This is a genomic window from Cupriavidus sp. P-10, assembly GCF_003402535.2.
Classification (GTDB): Bacteria; Pseudomonadota; Gammaproteobacteria; order Burkholderiales; family Burkholderiaceae; genus Cupriavidus.
On sequence record NZ_AP025170.1, the window covers coordinates 3,126,715 to 3,144,446 of the forward strand.

Genomic DNA, 17,732 nt, shown 5'->3' on the forward strand with positions numbered 1-17,732 from the left:
GAGGCATTCCCGTGACTTCAGACCAATTGCCCGTCCGCCTGGCCGTTGCCGGACTCATCCACGAGACCAACACTTACGCCGCCGAATTCGCGGGCATGACGCCGCTGCGCGCGTTCGAGCAGTATCGGGGCGACGAAATCCTGGCGGCGTTCGACAAATCGAATCATCAGGTGGGCGGCTTTATCGAAGGCGCGCGCAGGACCGGCGCCACGCTCATTCCCACCTATGTCGGGCAGGCGACGCCCTCGGGCACGATCGAAGCCGGCGCGTATGCCGCCATAAAGCAAGACATCCTCGAAGGCATTCGCGCTGCGCTGCCGGTTGATGGCGTGCTGCTGGCCCTGCATGGCGCCGGTGTCGCCGACGGCACTGAAGACGTCGAAGGCGATCTGGCGCTTGCCGTTCGTGCGCTGGTCGGGCCGGGTGTCCCGATTGCCGCGATCTACGATTTGCACGGCAACATGACGGACGCGATGCGCGACGCTTGCGACCTGACGTTGCCGTGCAAGCTGTATCCGCATACCGACTTCCATGACCGGGGCGTCGAAGCCGTCGAGCTGCTGCTTGAGATGATTCGGGGCGGGCTCACACCGGTCACCGCAATGCGACGCCTGCCGATGCTGCCGTACATCGTGACGACACAAGACGGGTTCATCCCGGCGGAAGTCAACGACGTTTGCCGGAAGCTGGCCGCACAGCCCGGCGTCATCGACTGCTCGTGGTTCCACGGTTTCCCCTACGCGGATATCGCGGCCCCCTGCCCGGCGGTCGTGTGCACCACAACCGGAGACGCCGCGCTTGCGCAGCGTTGCGTCGACGAAGTCGCGCAATGGATCTGGTCGCATCGCGAGGCATTCCGTCCGATGTTTCCGACCCCCGCACAGGGCGTCGCCCTTGCCTTGTCGGCGGCAGAGGGGCCCGTCGTTGTCAACGAGTACGCAGACAACCCGGGCGGCGGCACACCCGGAGACGGCACACATCTGCTGCGCGCGTTACTGGACGCCAATCCGCCCGCCGGCACGTGCTGCTTCGCGTCGATCAACGACGCTGCCGTGGTCGCACAAGCACAGCGCGCGGGTGTCGGGGCCACGATCAGGGTCTCACTGGGCGGCAAGCAAGGCCGCTTCCAGGGCGCGCCGATCGAGGCCGATGCCTATGTGAAATGCATCACGGACGGTCGGTTCGTGAATCGCGCCGGCGCGATGTTCGAAGGCCTTCGCTTCGACCTGGGCGCGATGTGTCGCCTGATCATCAATGGTGTCGATGTCATCGTGGCTTCGCGTGCGGAGCAGATCTTTGATGTCGAGCCGTTTGCACTGCATGGGGTGGATGTCACGGGGTACAAGATCGTTGCGATCAAGGGGGCCAACCACTTCCGTGCTGGATATCGGACGGTGGCTAAGCAAATCATTTCTGTCGACAGCGAGGGCTTGAGTACGGCTGCGATTGCGTCGTTTCCGCGTGAAAGGCTCGTCGGGGAATTCTGGCCTTTGTCGGACGAGGTTCAGTTCGATATCGGTGCCGATGTCGCATGAAAGAAGCAGGACGTCATCAACGAGTTGGGCGCCACCCCTGCGCAGCTGCTGCGGCTGCAGCGACGATCCGATGAGCAGGGCCACGCGCATGTGCGGCACGCGCCCGGCCTCCTCCGCCAGCCGACTGCGTAATCCTTCCGTGGATGTTTGACGTCTTGGCGTCCTAGCCGATGGAGCAGGCCATAGCGGTCGCGTATGGCGTGTCCTTATAGGTGATTGCCAGCGACAACGGTCCTGAGTAGCCTATTTCATCGTCAAGTGCTGAACACACTCTCGCAGCGGCCTTACCGCACCCGGACAGCTTGCGGTCATCCTCTCAGGAGCCGCCATGAAAATCAGATCCGCTGGCACACACGTTCGGACTATCAAGATTAGTCGGACACAATTCCCGGTTGTTCCAGGTAAAAGCAATAACTTCACTGGTCTACGGACGATCCCTTGGATTCGATTGCGAGGTGTTTGGTTGGAGCGGGCAGGATTCAGCGTCGGCCAATCCCTGAAGGTTAGAGTTCAGCGTCAGCGCATAGTTATTTGGGTGGGGTAATGTAGACAGTCAAATTGGTGGGCGCCGGCGACGGCCCCTACCCTTAGTCGCCATTTTTGAATCGCCGCGATCGACATCGCTCATACGCCGGGCCGCTACGTCCAGCAAAGAAAGTATCGTTATCGGAGAGGGGCGATGGCGGGATCTATCTTGCCGAAGCGGATCTCGACCCAATCGTCATTATCCTCCTCGTCCGTCTTGATTACCTCAATCGACTCTGGCAGGCGCCCTTCCATAAGATTGCGCAACACAACGGCCTGCAAGTGGTTCGGCTCCTGAGGCAATTTCCGCGCGGCTTCGATATGCTTGGCGCCGTTGTCCTGAAGTGACCGCAGACCCGCGAAGATCTCCGTAAATTCGCGCAGGCCGAGGCGCACTACATTTGATCCAGACATAGAATAGCCCCCGTGATGGCCTAAATCGTAACTATCTTCGCGAGCTCGACGCGCTCCGTTGACGGGCATCATCGCGGGCGTCGGGAAGTGCTTGATCATCTCCTGGAACAGACTAGTCAACTCGGGCTGGACGCCGCAGCCCTCGCGAACAAACAGGCTCGCGTCATTCTGCCGCACCGGCGGTGGGTAGGGTATAACGCCGTGCCGACTTTCATTGACGCTCAGGAGCAGCACGAAATCGACGGAAGAAAATTGCCGGAAGAACTCGGCGACGATCTGTTCGGTCGACACTCTGTCCCAGTTCGCCGATCGACTCGAGAGCGAGACGCAATCTCCGTCGCCGACGATGACTCCAGTGATACCGTCTGCGCCACGGAGCTGCACGGCCTTAGCCTTGAGCGCGCTATAGAGCGGATTCCGATCCTTGATCTTGGGCACATCATAGGTGGCAAAGCCGGCCGAGCTATAGGGCGACTTGGTCGGATCGATGGTGATGTCGAGACCGACATCGTCATCGTCGATCGAAATGCGCAGCGGATACTTCCCAGCGGTCATCTGCTCGCGAAGCTGCGGCACGATCGTCTGACTGACGAACTCCTGCAATTTCCCCCGAGGCGGAAGCAGCAGCACTGTGCGGACTCCGCGCTGCGTGCTCTCGTGCTTGGATCGAACGCGCAAATCGAGCCCCCCAATGGGCAACTTGAGTTTGTTCTTGGCGGCTTCGATCAGTTGACTTAGTTCATCATAGGGGTTGTCCTTGTCAAGACCTTCGTCCGAAGCCGCCGTCACATCGGCGATCATCCGCAGCGTGCCCCGTTTGAACAGGATGTCCGGCCGCCGTTGGGACGCCAGAGCCACCTCATTCTGGAGGTGACCGCATTTCGACAGGCCATGAAGCACTACCAACTCCCACATAGCCGCCACCCGATCCTTGCCGGCCCGGTTGAGACGCTCCGCCAGTTTATCGACCGCTTCACCATCCAGCACCCCGCGAATCTCATCGAGGCGGCGCTGAAGAGCCCGTCTCCGGTAGATCATGTCGACGGTCCCGATCCGAACGCGTAGCGATCGGCCAGTTCCCCCACGATCCGCTCCGCCTCCTGTGGATTTGCGTAGATGACCTGCTGCTCCAGCGGGCGAAGCCGTTGGTCCAGGATGACCCAACGGGATTGCTCCATGGATTGCTGCGTCAGGATCTCGGAGATGGAAGCGATGGCCGCGAGGGGCACAAGCGCGGTGACAAAAGCCCCATTCATGATGTCGCGCGTGCGGCGGTTCTGCAGGAAGTAATCGAGCGCCCATTGGAGCTTGCCGCGCTCGGGTTGCGTCGGATCATAGACGAAGGCCAGGATAGCGCGATTGCGGCGGCCGGCTTCCTCCGCAGCCGCTTCGAGCGATCCGAATGGCCTGTTCTCGCGGAAGATGTCTGCCTCAGGTGGCAGCGCATTGGGGTCGGTGAGCACTGTGCGGAGCCGCGCTGCCAGCCAAGTCAGGACCGCGTTCTGGAAATCATCACCATAGACCGGCTCGGCAAGTTCGGTACGATAGACGGTCTCCCCCGACAAGCGCAGGAGAAGCTCGTCTCCAGCGGGCACGATCTCATAGGTGACCGACAAGAGACGATCGGTGGACCCTGGGAGCGACCAGTACAGCGTGTTTTGACCGCCTTCGCCGGTGACGGCCCAGCCGGTCTGACTAATCGCCAGATTTCCGCCGACGGATTGCCGCACCTGATTGAAGACCTGCTGCACCTTACCGAGTGCGTCACTGAGCTTCGCGATCGTTGCCGTCAAGCGGCGGTTGGCGTTGGTGTCGAGCACTTCGCGGAGCGCGGCCAGGTCCTCGTCCGCTGATGAGCCGGGTGGTTGATCTTGCATCATCCTTTCCATTCGTTCGCGCATTGCTTGCACGCTGGCGAAGCGGTTCACCATGCGGGTGGCAAATGCATCATCGAAGAGAGCGAGGAGCCAAGCCAGTCGGGGTGATGCGCAGTGCTGGAGCTTTACCATCGCGCCCGTTCGCTGGTGCGGTAATCGGCCCTCGCTATCTTCAAGTACATCAGGATGGTCGCCGGTCAGCAAATAGAAGAGGATGCCCGCAGCAAAGCAGATGTCCGACCTGGGATCTTGTTTCGATACGCTGCCGGCCGACAACTCGGGAAGGCGCAGGAACCGGTTGCCGACCTCTTGCCAGTGCTCGGTCTGGAAGTCGATGTCGGCAAGATTGTGATAGCTGATCCCGAAATCGAGCAACCAGACGCGCGCCGAAGTACCGCCCTCGAGGATGATGTTGTCGGGCTTTACGTCGCGATGGACGCACCCCTGCGCATGGCAGGCCTGAAGGATATCGAGAAGGCGCGATGTGATCGTCACCGCCGTCTCGATTGATACCGACGCCTGCGACTCGCGCCACGATCGTAGCGTCGTTCCCACGATAAACTCGGTCACGATGAAAGGTGTGACGCTGTCATCTGCGTGTCGATGCGCGTTGCTCTCTATGAGCCTCGGGATGCGGTCGATGCCGAAGCTGTCATAGGCGGTCGCCTCACGGAAGAAACGAGCCCGACGCTCAGCAACATTCTTCGATTTGATGATCTTGAGAAAGCCGATTTTTCCGTCGGACCGACGTCGCGCGCGATAGGCTTCGCCTTGACCTCCGCCATCGAGCTCCTCAATCTTCTCCCAACGAGTTTTCCACGTTTGGTCATCGACCCACGATGATTGTTTCTCGATCATGCTCTGCCGCTACTTTCAGCTACGTTGGTAACTCGACCGATTCTGATGCATTTCCAAGCCAGTGACCAGTCTCTAGCGGGCTTCGTCTTGTGCTTCAACTCCAGCCTCGGTGAGATCAGATTGGACTTCGAAATTCAGAAATACAGAGCGCCGGGAGATAGCACCCATTCAGGGCAGGAGTAAGTCGCGACTGGTCGATACGCGTTGCTTACCATACCCCCAGATCGAGGGCAACCACGATGACCGTTCGTAAGCAGGTGTGGGACATTCGCCGAGTGCTGCCTTAACGTCCGCAAAGACCGACGGCCCGACGTTGGTCCCCTACGAAAGGATGACTGCTTGCTGAGTCGAACGTGCGTCTCACTGTCCGAACGAAGGGCCGGGAAAAGGTCGCTTGCTGGCCGATTGCAGCCACTTTTTATCTGGGTCGAGGCCATAAAAAATGGGAGCCATCAGCTCCCATTTTGCATCATTAGAAAAACTCAATCCCAGCTCAAAGCCCCGCCCGTCTGATACTCAATAACCCGAGTCTCAAAGAAGTTCCTCTCCTTCTTCAGATCGATCATCTCAGACATCCACGGGAACGGATTCTCCTCATTCGGGAACAGCTGATCCAGCCCAATCTGCTGGCAACGACGATTGCAGATGAACCGCAGATACGACTTGAACATCGGAGCATTCAGACCCAGCACGCCGCGCGGCATGGTGTCCTCCGCATAGCGATACTCCAGATCCACCGCCTTCTTGAACAGCTCCGTGATTTCGGCCTTGAATTCCGCCGTCCAAAGATGCGGATTCTCCAGCTTGATCTGATTAATCAAATCAATCCCAAAATTGCAGTGCAGTGACTCATCCCGCAGGATGTACTGATACTGCTCCGCAGCCCCAGTCATCTTGTTCTGCCGCCCCATCGCCAGGATCTGCGTGAAGCCCACATAGAAGAACAGCCCTTCCATGATGCAGGCAAACACGATCAGCGACTTCAGCAGCTTCTGGTCGTTTTCCGGCGTGCCGGTCTTGAACGACGGGTCGGTCAGCGTGTCGATGAACGGGATCAGGAACTCGTCCTTGTCGCGGATCGACTGCACTTCGTGGTACGCGTTGAAGATCTCGGCTTCGTTCAGGCCCAGCGATTCAACGATGTACTGGTAGGCGTGCGTGTGGATGGCCTCTTCAAAGGCCTGGCGCAGCAGGTACTGGCGGCATTCCGGCGCGGTGATCTGGCGGTAGGTGCCCAGCACGATGTTGTTGGCGGCCAGCGAGTCGGCCGTCACGAAGAAGCCCAGGTTGCGCTTGATGATGCGGCGCTCGTCTTCGGTCAGGCCGTTGGGGTCTTTCCACGTCGCAATATCGCGCGACATGTTGATTTCCTGCGGCATCCAGTGGTTGGCGCAGCCGGCCAGGTACTTTTCCCACGCCCACTTGTACTTGAACGGGACGAGCTGGTTGACGTCGGTCGAGCCGTTGATCACGCGCTTGTCGGCGGCGTTGACGCGGCGGTTGCTTTGCGCGGCGGCGGCGTTGGGATTGTTGCCCAGGATGCCGGCTTGCGTGGCGCTCGACGGCAGCACGCCTTGCTGGTCAGCGGTGGCAGCCGATGCAGCGGGTTGCAGGGCAGGCTGCGGTGCGGCCTGCGGGGTGGCTTGAACATCGTCGTCCCAGCTCAGCATGATGTGGTTCTCCGTGATTCGATTGGGGGCGCGGTGGTCAGAAATGACGGCTCACGTTGTGGTGGCGCCGGCCCTCTCCCCCGGCCCCTCTCCCGCTGGCGGGAGAGGGGTGCAAACCCCGGGGGTGGTTGGTTACTGCGTTAAGTCTCTACTGCCTGATTACTGGCAGGCTTCGCACTCTTCAAACCCAGGGTCACCCGGGCGCATCGTGCAGACCGCGCCTTCGGCTTCCGGCATGGCCGGGGCCGATGCAGCTGCGGCGTCCAGGCCGGAGCCGCTGTCGCTGCCCGACGACACCGCGTTCAGCGAACCGCGCGACACGGTGGACTTCTCCACGTGCGTGGCAGCCATGGTGCGCAGGTAGTACGTGGTCTTCAGGCCGCGCACCCATGCCAGCTTGTAGGTGTCGTCCAGCTTCTTGCCCGACGCGCCGGCCATGTAGATGTTCAGCGACTGGGCCTGGTCGATCCACTTCTGGCGGCGGCTGGCAGCTTCCACCAGCCAGGTCGGCTCGACTTCAAACGCCGTGGCGTAGATGTCGCGCAGGTCTTGCGGGATGCGGTCGATGCGCGACAGGGAGCCGTCGAAGTACTTCAGGTCGGCAACCATCACCTCGTCCCACAGGCCGCGTTCCTTCAGGTCGCGCACCAGGTAGTCGTTGACCACGGTGAACTCGCCCGACAGGTTGGATTTGACGTACAGGTTCTGGAAGGTCGGCTCGATGCAAGCGGACACGCCGATGATGTTCGAAATGGTCGCGGTCGGGGCGATCGCGATGCAGTTCGAGTTGCGCATGCCGTGCTGCTTGATGCGGGCGCGCAGGCTGTCCCAGTCCATGGTGCTGGACATGTCGACTTCCAGGTAGCCGCCGCGCTCTTCGGCCAGCAGCTTGAGCGAGTCCTGCGGCAGGATGCCGCGATCCCACAGCGAGCCGGTGTAGGTCTCGTAGCGGCCACGCTCTTCGGCCAGTTCGGTGGAGGCCTGGTAGGCGTAGTAGCACACGGCTTCCATCGAGGTGTCGGCGAACTTCACCGCGGCGTCGCTGGAGTACGGCGTGCGCAGCACGTGCAGGCAGTCCTGGAAGCCCATGATGCCCATGCCGACCGGACGGTGGCGCAGGTTGGAGTTGCGGGCCTTCTCGACAGCGTAGTAGTTGATGTCGATGACGTTGTCGAGCATGCGCATCGCGGTGCGCACGGTCTTCTGCAGCTTGGCGTGATCCAGCGCGTAGGTGCCGTCGGCCTGCCTGGCCAGGTGGGCGACCAGGTTGACCGAGCCCAGGTTGCAGACGGCGATCTCGCTCTCGTTGGTGTTGAGCGTGATTTCCGTGCACAGGTTGGAGCTGTGGACGACGCCGACGTGCTGCTGCGGGCTGCGGATGTTGCACGGATCCTTGAAGGTGATCCACGGGTGGCCGGTTTCGAACAGCATGCCCAGCATCTTGCGCCACAGTTGCAGCGCCGGAACCTTTTTGAACAGCTTCAGTTCGCCATTGGCAGCCTTGGCTTCATAGCCCAGGTAGGCGCGCTCGAATTCCTTGCCGACCTTGTCGTGCAGGTCCGGGCAGGTGGCGGGCGAGAACAGCGTCCATTCGCCGGCTTCCATCACGCGCTTCATGAACAGGTCCGGGATCCAGTTGGCCGTGTTCATGTCGTGGGTGCGGCGGCGGTCGTCGCCCGTGTTCTTGCGCAGCTCCAGGAATTCTTCGATGTCCAGGTGCCACGTTTCCAGGTAGGCGCAGACGGCGCCCTTGCGCTTGCCGCCCTGGTTCACGGCGACAGCGGTGTCGTTCACTACCTTCAGGAACGGGACCACGCCTTGCGACTTGCCGTTGGTGCCCTTGATGTGCGAGCCGAGTGCGCGCACGTTGGTCCAGTCATTGCCCAGTCCGCCCGCGAACTTGGACAGCAGCGCGTTTTCCTTCAGCGCTTCATAGATGCCTTCCAGGTCGTCCGACACGGTGGTCAGGTAGCACGACGACAGCTGCGAGCGGCGGGTGCCCGAGTTGAACAGGGTCGGCGTGGACGACATGAAGTCGAACGACGACAGCAGCTGGTAGAACTCGATGGCGCGCGCTTCGCGGTCCTTCTCGTTCAGCGCCAGGCCCATGGCCACGCGCATGAAGAAGGCCTGCGGCATTTCGATGCGGGCTTCATCGATATGCAGGAAGTAGCGGTCGTACAGGGTCTGCAGGCCCAGGTAGTTGAACTGGAAGTCGCGGCCGGCGTCCAGCGCGGCGCCCAGGCGGGCCAGGTCATAGGTGGCCAGCTTTTCGTCCAGCAGCTCGGCTTCGATGCCGCGGGCGATGAACTTCGGGAAGTACTCGGCGTAGCGGGCCGACATCTCCGTCTGGGTCACTTCGGCGCCCAGGATTTCCTTGCGGATGGTGTGCAGCAGGATACGGGCGGTGACCTGGCTGTAGGCCGGGTCCTTTTCGATCAAGGTACGCGCGGCCAGGATGGCGGAGTCGTACACCTGCGTCATCGGCACGCCTTCGTACAGGTTCTTCAGCGTTTCCTTCAGGATCGGCTCGGCGCTGACGGAATCGCCAAGGCCGGAGCAGGCGTTGTCGATCAGTGCATGCAGCGCGCCAATGTCCAGCGGCTTGGTCACGCCGGCATCGGTCACGTTGACCGAGAAGCCGCCTTCCTGCACGCGGGCCACGGCCTGGGCGCTGGCGCTGGCACGCTCCTGGGCGCGCTTCTCGCGGTACAGCACGTAGGCACGGGCCACTTCATGCTCGCCCGAGCGCATCAGGGCCAGCTCGACGTGGTCCTGCACGTCTTCGATATGGATGGCGCCACCGCTCGGGCGGCTGCGCACGAGGGCGCGCACCACGCTGTCGGTCAGCTGCTCGACGATCTCGCGCACGCGCGCGCTGGCAGCGCCCTGCCCGCCGTTGACGGCGAGGAAGGCCTTGGTCATGGCGACGTTGATCTTGGACGGCTCGAACGCCACCACGGCGCCATTACGACGGATGATCTTGTGATCCGGGTAGCTGGTGGAAGCGGCGCTGGAGGTCTGCTGTGCGTTCGATGCCTGGCTGGCAGCGCCGGCGGCGGCGCCACCCGTGGTGAGTTCGTTCTGGGCCGTTTGCATGTGAAGTCCTGTTTTTAGCCTGGATATAAGAGACAAAAGAGTCCCTGGCGAAATGCTGCGGAAAGAAGGATCCGTTTCGGTGTGACCGCGCACGGACAAACTGCCTTTGCGAGAACATTTCGCCAGGGACTCTCTGTGATTCGCCAGCCTTGCGGAGGTTTCCGGACGGGTTGCACACACTGTGCAACCGCCACCTCACACTTGGGCCAGCCCCCGGTTTGACTACTAGATATAGTGGGTGCTGCTGAAAACTGGGCTAAGTATAGTGAAACGAATCCGAATGACCAGTCTTGACAACCGCTATTTCGGGGTCGATCCGCGGTCGGGCTGGCGGGTGCGGCAGCGCCACATGCCCGGGAGCCTAGAACACACAAGGGTTTCAGAGAAACCGTTCGCAACTGCACATTTCACAAAAATTTTTTTGATTGTTGCGAGCATGCGATAGCCCCTTACCCGCTTGGGGTATGTGTGCCCAAAAAGGGGCGCACGACCACTGGGAACGACGTTACGAATTCATCACCCTGTGGTATGCCGATAGGGCAACATGCCTGGCGGCACGGCTGCACCGGCGGCGAAGCGGTCCCAGTCGAAATGCGGGCCGGGATCGGTCTTGCGTCCCGGGGCGATGTCGCTGTGGCCGGCGATCGCCCGCACCGGATAGGTTGCCATCAGAGCCGGCACCAGCGCGGCCACGGTGTCGTACTGGGCGGGGGTGAATGGCAGGTCGTCGCAGCCCTCGATCTCGATGCCGATCGAAAAGTCGTTGCAGCGCGTGCGGCCGAAGAAGTCGGACTGGCCGGCATGCCAGGCGCGCTGCGTGCACGGCACGAACTGCACCAGTTCGCCCTGCCGCGTCACCAGGAAGTGCGCGGACACCTGGACCTGGTGGATGGTGGCGAAGAACGGGTGCTTGTCCGGGTCGAGCCGGTTCTGGAAGAACGCCTCGATGTCGCCGCTGCCGAACTGGCCGGGCGGCAGGCTGATGTTGTGCAGCACCACCAGGTCCACCGGCATGCCGGGCGGGCGCTGGTCGAAATTGGGCGATGGCACGCGGCGGGCGGCGGGCACCCAGCCGTCTGCGTCGGGCAGGAAGGCTCGCGAGGGCGCGGGCGGGTTGGGCTGGCTCGGCCTGATCATGGCGTGCCCTCGCCCGCGCCGTCACCGGCGTTCTCTGCCACGCCGCGGTCGGCGGCGTCCATGGCTTCGCGGATGCCCAGCTGCTGGATGCGGTAGCGCAGCTGGCGCAGGTTCAGGCCCAGCAGCGGCGCGGCGGCGGTGCGGTTGAAATTGGTCTGCGCCAGCGCCTGCAGGATCAGTTCGCGCTCCACGGCTTCGAGCCGGGCGGTCAGGTCGATCGGGAAGACGATGCCGCGGCAGGCGCGCTCGGTGGCGTCGCCCGCGGGTTCGGGCTGGGCGGTGGACGGTGCGGCGGCCTGTGGTGCGGCAGCGGGTTCGGCCACCACTGCGGGCGTGGGCGCCGCCGCGGGCGGCATCGGCGCCCACATGCCCGGCGCGCCCCAGGGCGCGTACTGGGTCGCAGGCACCGGGGACGCCATCGTGGGCGCGGGCGCCATCAGCCCGGCGCCGGGCGCGCCGGCATCCAGCGGGCCGAGGTCGGCCACTTCGATCTGATCGCTCTCGGCAAAGGCGTAGGCGCGCTCGAGCAGGTTCTCCAGTTCGCGGACATTGCCCGGGAAGCGGTACGCGGCCAATTGCTCCAGCGCCGCGGGCGCCAGGCGCTTGGGATGCGGGTCGCCGTAGCGCACTGCCAGATGGTCCAGGATGGCGCGCGCCAGCACCGGGATGTCTTCGCCGCGCTCGCGCAGCGTGGGCATGCGCAGCGCCAGCACGTTCAGGCGGTAATACAAGTCCTGGCGGAACTGGCCGGCGGCGACCATTGCGGCCAGGTCCTTGTGGCTGGCGCACATCACGCGCACGTCGACGGCGTCTTCACGGCTGGCGCCGATCTTGCGCACGCGACGCTCCTGCAGCGCGCGCAGCAGCTTGACCTGCATCGCCAGCGGCAGGTCGGCCACCTCGTCGAGCAGCAGCGTGCCGCCGTTGGCGGCGTGAAAGAAGCCGCCGCGCTCGCCGTCGGCGCCGGTGAAGGCGCCTTTGACGTGGCCGAAGAACTCCGACTCCATCAGCGTCTCAGGGATGGCGCCGCAGTTGACCGCGATAAACGGGTGCGAGGCGCGCGCGCTGATTGCGTGGATGGCGCGCGCGGCGCGCTCCTTGCCGCTGCCGGATTCGCCGCTGATGACCACCGGCGCCATGCTGCGCGCCAGCCGCGACAGCGAGCGGCGCACCTCCTGCATGGCGGCGGAGTGGCCGGGCAGCAAGGCCGCGGCACGGTCGGCGGCGGCGTCCGCGCCGGCGCTGCCGCCGGCATCGGCTTCGGTGCTGTCGCGCTGCTGGCGGCCGAGCGCGTTGAGCACCAGGCTGCGCAGCTGCTCCAGCGAGACCGGCTTGGCGATGTAGTCGAAAGCGCCGGCCTTGAGCGCCTCGACGGCGTTGTCGGCGCTGCCGTAGGCGGTGATGACCGCCACCGGGATGCGCTCGGGCGCGGCCGACAGCTGCCGCACGATCTCGATGCCCAGGCCGTCGCCCAGCCGCATGTCGGTCAGCACCAGGCTGTAGCGGCCCTGCTCCAGCTTCTGCCGCGCCTCGGCCAGCGATCCGGCCAGCACCACGTCATGGCCCATGCGCCGGATGGAGATGTCGAGCAACTCGCGCAGGTCGGCCTCGTCGTCGATGACGAGGATGGGATCGGGCGTTCGGGATGGCATGGCGGTGGGTGTGGATGGACGGACGCCGCTCATGCGACGGCCGCGTCGGCGGTCTCGATGCGCAGCGTCAGCACGAAGGCCTTGGCCGGCAGTGTATCGCGCGCGGCCGCTGCCAGCACGCCGGTGCGCTCCACCAGCGCCGGTACCGAAACGGCGCCGTAGCGCACCTGCGCGTCGTTGGCGCCGCACAGCTCGCGCGCCATGAACAGGCCGAGGCCGGTGCCCTGCGCGTTGCTGGTGAAGAAAGGTTCGAACAGGCTGCGCTGGTGCTCGCGCGAGACCTCGGCGCCGTCGTTCCAGACGATCAGCTCGGCGTGGTGCTGGTCCAGCGCGTGCGCCAGCAGCCGGATCGAGCCGGGCAGCCGGCTGCAGTAGCGCCAGGCATTGTCGAGCAGGTTGCCCAGCACCTGTTGCAGCTGTGCGGCGTCGAACACCACTGGCTGGGCCACGTCCACGGTCAGGCGGATGGCGTTGGCATTGACGTCGGCGCGGCCGGCCGGGCGGGTCTCGCCGGCGCGCGGGCGGCGCGAACGCATTTCCAGGCGCCAGCGCTCGACGATCTCGGGCAGCGCCTGCGCCAGGTGCACGGTGCTGCGGCCGGTGCGCGGACGGCGCGACATCTGCAGCACGTCGGACACCACCTGGTCGAGCCGGCGCACGTTGTCGTTGATGATGCGCAGCAGGCGGGCGTCGATATCGACGTCGGCGCCGCCGGTGTTATCTGACCGCTCCGTGGCAACAGGCTCCTGCCGCGCGGAGTCGGCCAGCAGCTCGCTGGCCTGGCTGATGGCCGCCAGCGGGTTGCGGATCTGGTGTGCGATGCTGGCCACCAGGCGGCCCATCGCGGCCAGCTTTTCCTGCTGCACCTGTTCCGCGATGCGTTCCCAGCTTTCAATATGGACCAGCACGGTATCGCGCATCTCGCTGCGCAGCAGGGCTTCGTCTTCCTGCGACCAGGCCATGGCCTCGTTCTGCGCGATCGCCAGGCGCAGGCGGGCGGCGGCCTCGGGCGAGAGCTCGTTCCAGGCGGCGGTATCGAGTTGCGACGGCACCGTGCGCCCGTGCGCCAGCGTCGAGCGCAAACCCGCCAGCCCCGGCAGCACAAAGCGCAGCCGCAGCCGGGTGTGCTGCATGGTGCCGTCGGCCAGCGCGGCGCCGGTCGCCATCGGCAGCAGTTGCAGGATGCGCGGCACGTCGTCATTCCTGCGCAGCCAGTCGCGCAGCATTTCCATCAGCGGCTGCAGGCGCGGGATGCGGCGCAGGTCGAACAGCACGGCATCGCTGCCGCCGCCGCTGCCCTGCTCCGCCGACGCCCCAAGCCGGCGCGAATAGATCCGCTCATGCGCCTGCACGCCCAGCAGCACCACCGCCGCCGGGTTGGCCGCCACCACCGAGCCGTTGGCGCGCACCAGCATCACGCCATCCTGCATGTCATTGACCATCAGCCGGTTGACCAGCTGCTGCATGCGCAATTCCTGCTCGCGCGCCAGCGCCAGCCGCTCCTGCGCGATCTGGCGGTTGGCCAGCATATACATCAGCAGCGCCGCGATCATAAACACCAGGCCGAACAGGCCCGAGCCGAGCAGCCCGGCATCGGCCTGGCGCAGCAGGATGGTGTGCATGAAAGGGCCACCCATCACCACCAGCGCGGAGATCGACGCGGCAAAGAGCGCGAACGGCAGGCTGGTGAGCGCGCCAGCTTGGAGGGCGGGCAGCAGGAAGATCATGGCGAGCCCGTCGGCCTGGCCCTGGCTGGCGGGGTGGCCGATGGCGTGGAAGACCAGCGCCAGCAACGCCAGGTCGGCCAGCACCTGCACGCGCACCCGCAGGTGGAAATGGCGGCGCCACAGCGTGCCGGCGAGCATCGCCAGCGCAATGCCGAGGTAAGGCACGGCGACGGTCATGGCCGCCGCATGCTCGATGCCGGCCAACCCGAAGGACAGATCCGGCAGCAGCGAAGGCGGCAATGACGTGGGGGCAGGTTCGCCGCGCCGCATCAGCGCGTAGCCGAGCAGCAGCAGGCCCACGGCCACGCGGGTCCAGCAGAAATAGCGCAGCAGGCGCCAGTGGAATTCGGGCGGTTCGTCCTGGCGCCACAGGTGGGCCAGGCCGCGCCAGGCGTTCAGCCGCTGCCAGCCTGACAGCGCCGGTTCGGTCATGGACGCGCGCCGCCGTCGTCGGTGTGGCTGGCCTCGTCAGGCAGGTGGCTGCGGCGGCAGTAGTGCAAGCCGCGCCAGGCGATGGCGTCACCCATCGGCAGGTGTACGCCGCACTGGGCGCACTGGACCATCGGTTCGGCGTCGGCGGGCTGGCCGGCATTGGCATTGGCGTTGGCGCGGGCTGCGGCTTCGCTGGCTTGCTGCCGGGCCCGTTGCTGCGCCAGCCGCGCTTCGGCGCGGGCGCGCAGCCACCAGAAGACGCCCAGCACCACGGCCAGCAGGATCAGGATACGTGCCATGGGGTCTCAGAGACGGTGCAGGACCACTTCAATCACAAAGCGGCTGCCGACATAGGCCAGCAGCAGGATGCCGAACGAGGCGATGACCCAGCGCAGCGCCACCTTGCCGCGCCAGCCGCGGAAGATGCGCCCGGCCAGGATGCCGCCGAACATGGCCCACGAGATCAGCGCGAACACGGTCTTGTGGTCCATCCGGAAGGCGCGGCCGAACAGCTCTTCGGAGAACAGCAGGCCCGAGCCGATCGTCAGCGTCAGCAGCACGAAGCCGGCGCCGATCAGGCGGAACAGCAGCTTCTCCAGCGTCAGCAGCGGCGGCAGCAAATCCAGCCAGCGGCCCAGCCACTGGCTGGGTTGCGTGGCCTTGCCATCGGCCGGGCGCGCCGGCGCGTGGCGGAAACCGTGCAGCCGGCGCTCGGCCAGCAGCATCAGGAAGGCATGGAACGCCGCCAGTGTGAACAGCCCGTACGCCACGTTGGCGATGACGAAGTGCAGCTTGAACAGCGGCTGCGCCGCATAGCCCAGGATCTGCGAGCCGGGGAAGGCCAGCGGCATCAGGCTGGCGACCAGCGCGACGGGGATCACGATCAGCCCCAGCCCGGCCAGCGAGAAGAAGAAGCTCTCGATCCAGTAGATGCCCACGCCCAGCCACAGCATGGCCGACAGCGCGAAGGCAAAGCCGAACACCATGCGCTCGGCCGGGAAGATGGTTTCGTGCAGCAGCATGCCGTGGCTGGCCAGCGCCGCCAGCATCAGCACGTGCCACCACGCGGGCCGGCCCTCGCCGTGCGCGCCGCCCGCCGGTGGCAGGGCGTTGCCGGGGCCGCCGGCGACCAGCACGGCCGAGGCCGCGCCACCGGCTGGGCCGGCCTTGGCGGCAGTGGAGGCAACGCCGGCATGGCGCGTGGCCCAGCCGTGCCAGGCCAGGCCGCAATAGAGAAGTGCCGTCAGGGCATACAGTACAATGACCATTTGCGCAGTTTACCTTAGTGCCCACGGACGGTGGCGGCCGGTTGAACCGGTGCTCCAGCCCTGCAACAGGCACGGGCCTGCCCCGATTTCAGACCGAGCTCCTGCTCCGATATCTCCCCCGATTCCTGCCATGCTGGACAATCTCACTCAACGCCTGGCGCGTGTGGTCAAGACCATGCGCGGCGAGGCGCGCCTGACCGAGGCCAACACCGCCGAGATGCTGCGCGAAGTGCGCCTTGCCATGCTCGAAGCCGACGTGGCGCTGCCGGTCGTGCGCGAATTCATCGCCCGCGTCAAGGAAAAGGCGCTGGGCGAGGATGTGATCACCAGCCTGACGCCGGGCCAGGCGCTGGTCGGCGTGGTCCAGCGCGAGCTGACCTCGGTCATCGGCGGCGCCGAGGCCGCCGGCGGCAACAATAAGGAAGCCGAGCTGAACCTGGCCGTGCAGCCACCCGCCATCATCCTGATGGCCGGCCTGCAAGGTGCCGGCAAGACCACAACCGTCGGCAAGCTGGCCAAGTGGCTCAAGGAAAACAAGAAGAAGAAGGTGCTGACGGTCTCTTGCGACGTCTACCGCCCCGCCGCTATCGCCCAGCTGAAGACCGTTTCCGAGCAGGTCGGCGCTGATTTCTTCCCGTCGCAGCCGGACCAGAAGCCGGTCGATATCGCCCGCGCGGCGGTGGACTGGGCGCGCAAGCACTACCACGACGTGCTGATCGTCGATACGGCCGGCCGTCTGGGTATCGACGAGTTGATGATGCAGGAAATCGCCGCCCTGCACGCCGAGCTGAAGCCGGCCGAGACCCTGTTCGTGGTCGACGCCATGCTCGGCCAGGACGCGGTCAATACCGCCAAGGCCTTCAACGATACCCTGCCGCTGACCGGCGTGGTGCTGACCAAGCTGGACGGCGATGCGCGCGGCGGTGCCGCGCTGTCGGTGCGCCATATCACCGGCCGCCCGATCAAGTTCGTCGGCGTCGGCGAAAAGCTGGACGGGCTGGAGCCGTTCTACCCGGACCGCATGGCCCAGCGCATCCTGGGCATGGGCGACATCATGGCGCTGGTCGAGGAAGCCCAGCGCGGTGTCGACATGGAAGCGGCCGAGAAGCTGGCCAAGAAGATCAAGAAGACCGGCGATTTCGACCTGGAAGACTTCAAGGCGCAGATCGGCCAGATGAAGAAGATGGGCGGCATGGCCAGCCTGGTCGACAAGCTGCCGGCGCAGTTCGCCCAGCAGGCGCAGGGCGCCAACATGGACCAGGCCGAGAAACAGGTGGCCCGCATGGAAGGCATCATCAACAGCATGACGCCGGCCGAGCGCGCCAAGCCCGACCTGATCAAGGCCAGCCGCAAGCGCCGCATTGCCGCGGGCGCCGGCGTGCCGGTACAGGAGGTCAACCGCCTGCTGAACCAGTTCGACCAGATGCAATCCATGATGAAAAAGCTCAAGGGCGGCGGCATGATGAAGATGATGCGCCAGATGGGCGCGATGAAGGGCGGCATGAAGGGCCTCTTCAATCGTTGAGCCCGGGCTGCAC

12 protein-coding genes are annotated in these 17,732 nt (G+C 64.7%); 3 read left to right on the plus strand and 9 right to left on the minus strand.

All coding sequences use genetic code 11. The features are described from left to right. Positions 1-11 precede the first annotated feature (11 nt). Together CTP10_RS14400 and CTP10_RS41265 are read left to right on the plus strand one after the other, a co-directional pair. Positions 12-1,535 (plus strand): M81 family metallopeptidase, encoded by a 1,524-nt coding sequence (locus CTP10_RS14400; RefSeq protein ID WP_116318193.1) that lies wholly within the window; start codon positions 12-14, stop codon positions 1,533-1,535. A 328-nt stretch (positions 1,536-1,863) separates the two neighbouring features. After that, positions 1,864-2,079 (plus strand): SymE family type I addiction module toxin, encoded by a 216-nt coding sequence (locus CTP10_RS41265; RefSeq protein WP_233527987.1) that lies wholly within the window; start codon positions 1,864-1,866, stop codon positions 2,077-2,079. A 119-nt stretch (positions 2,080-2,198) separates the two neighbouring features. On the opposite strand, the gene CTP10_RS14410 is transcribed toward CTP10_RS41265, so the two are convergent. The 9 genes from CTP10_RS14410 to CTP10_RS14450 all read right to left on the minus strand — a co-directional run bounded on the left by CTP10_RS14410 (position 2,199) and on the right by CTP10_RS14450 (position 16,194). Beyond that, positions 2,199-3,512: a hypothetical protein gene (locus CTP10_RS14410; RefSeq protein ID WP_116318194.1), complete on the minus strand. Its 1,314-nt coding sequence runs from the start codon at positions 3,510-3,512 to the stop codon at positions 2,199-2,201. Further along, positions 3,509-5,209, minus strand: a complete 1,701-nt coding sequence (locus tag CTP10_RS14415; protein WP_116318195.1) for a serine/threonine protein kinase — start codon at positions 5,207-5,209, stop codon at positions 3,509-3,511. The genes CTP10_RS14410 and CTP10_RS14415 overlap by 4 nt, the downstream gene beginning before the upstream one ends. Positions 5,210-5,691: 482 nt before the next feature. Further along, positions 5,692-6,879 (minus strand): ribonucleotide-diphosphate reductase subunit beta, encoded by a 1,188-nt coding sequence (locus CTP10_RS14420; protein WP_116318196.1) that lies wholly within the window; start codon positions 6,877-6,879, stop codon positions 5,692-5,694. A gap of 159 nt (positions 6,880-7,038) precedes the next feature. Beyond that, the gene (locus CTP10_RS14425; RefSeq protein WP_116318197.1) at positions 7,039-9,978 is read right to left on the minus strand and encodes a ribonucleoside-diphosphate reductase subunit alpha; all 2,940 of its coding nucleotides are present in this window, start codon (positions 9,976-9,978) and stop codon (positions 7,039-7,041) included. A gap of 516 nt (positions 9,979-10,494) precedes the next feature. Continuing rightward, a complete protein-coding gene (gene ampD, locus CTP10_RS14430) occupies positions 10,495-11,115 on the minus strand; it encodes a 1,6-anhydro-N-acetylmuramyl-L-alanine amidase AmpD (RefSeq protein WP_116318198.1) in 621 nt (206 codons plus the stop codon). After that, positions 11,112-12,767: a sigma-54-dependent transcriptional regulator gene (locus CTP10_RS14435; RefSeq protein ID WP_116318199.1), complete on the minus strand. Its 1,656-nt coding sequence runs from the start codon at positions 12,765-12,767 to the stop codon at positions 11,112-11,114. Before CTP10_RS14435 ends, ampD begins: the two co-directional genes overlap by 4 nt. A 29-nt stretch (positions 12,768-12,796) precedes the next feature. Continuing rightward, positions 12,797-14,926, minus strand: coding sequence for a sensor histidine kinase (locus CTP10_RS14440; RefSeq protein ID WP_116318200.1), 2,130 nt, complete (start codon positions 14,924-14,926; stop codon positions 12,797-12,799). Next, the gene (locus CTP10_RS14445; RefSeq protein ID WP_116318201.1) at positions 14,923-15,225 is read right to left on the minus strand and encodes a PP0621 family protein; all 303 of its coding nucleotides are present in this window, start codon (positions 15,223-15,225) and stop codon (positions 14,923-14,925) included. Before CTP10_RS14445 ends, CTP10_RS14440 begins: the two co-directional genes overlap by 4 nt. A gap of 6 nt (positions 15,226-15,231) precedes the next feature. After that, positions 15,232-16,194, minus strand: a complete 963-nt coding sequence (locus CTP10_RS14450; protein WP_116318202.1) for a cytochrome C assembly family protein — start codon at positions 16,192-16,194, stop codon at positions 15,232-15,234. 130 nt (positions 16,195-16,324) lie between these two features. On the opposite strand from CTP10_RS14450, the gene ffh reads away from it, so the two are divergent. Further along, on the plus strand, positions 16,325-17,719 hold the full coding sequence (gene ffh / locus CTP10_RS14455; protein ID WP_116318203.1) for a signal recognition particle protein: 1,395 nt from the start codon (positions 16,325-16,327) through the stop codon (positions 17,717-17,719). Positions 17,720-17,732: the final 13 nt, after the last annotated feature.